This is a genomic window from Psychrobacter sp. 1Y4 (genome assembly GCF_051847555.1).
In genome coordinates this window covers 1-665 of sequence record NZ_JBPYDE010000655.1, presented here as the reverse complement: position 1 = coordinate 665, position 665 = coordinate 1, and the positions used below count along the sequence as shown (strand labels likewise).

Below are 665 nucleotides of genomic sequence, written 5' to 3'. Positions count from 1 at the left end.
GCAAGTGCTTGCGCTTGTGGAATAGTACGTGGAAAACCATCAAAAATACAACCGTTGGCACAATCAGGCTTTGCAATACGCTCTTTTACAAGATTGATAATGAGGTCATCAGAAACCAGACCACCAGCATTCATGATATCTTTGGCTTTTTTGCCAAGCTCGCTGCCTTCTTTGATAGCAGCACGTAGCATATCACCCGTTGATATCTGCGGAATATCATATTCTTTAGAAATAAACTGGGCTTGAGTACCTTTACCGGCGCCTGGTGGACCTAGCAAAATAATACGCATCATTACACGATTCTCCTGAATTGAGTGGGATTTTAGGATTAATAAAACTTAGGGATTGGCGGATTGCAGAGATACCTTACCTTGTGACCTTGCAAACCTCAAGTATTTTCATGATTATGGTCATAAGTTGCCATGACTTAGCTGTTCATACAACGCTGTTGCACCATTTTGTGGGCAACAGCATTGATACGACAAATGCTGACAATAACATATCCCAATACTAGGGAATTTGTTGATTTATTTCTACATTAGCCTGGTTTTGATCAGAACTAATCACCACAGGATTGCCTGATAGGTCTCCTGATTCTGCGATTGCTGTACCACTATGGCTAATACGAGCGATGACAGCCAACTGTACTTTGTCAGATCGAGCAG

Annotated in this window: 2 protein-coding genes; both read right to left on the bottom strand. The window is 41.8% G+C overall.

Features of this window, described 5'->3' with window-relative positions; all coding sequences use genetic code 11:
- The coding region (locus ACS8FC_RS18155; RefSeq protein WP_439297812.1) for a nucleoside monophosphate kinase at positions 1-290 on the bottom strand (290 nt) is incomplete at its 3' end.
- 220 nt (positions 291-510) lie between these two features.
- A complete protein-coding gene (locus ACS8FC_RS18150; RefSeq protein ID WP_439297813.1) occupies positions 511-642 on the bottom strand; it encodes a c-type cytochrome biogenesis protein CcmI/CycH in 132 nt (43 codons plus the stop codon).
- Positions 643-665 lie beyond the last annotated feature (23 nt).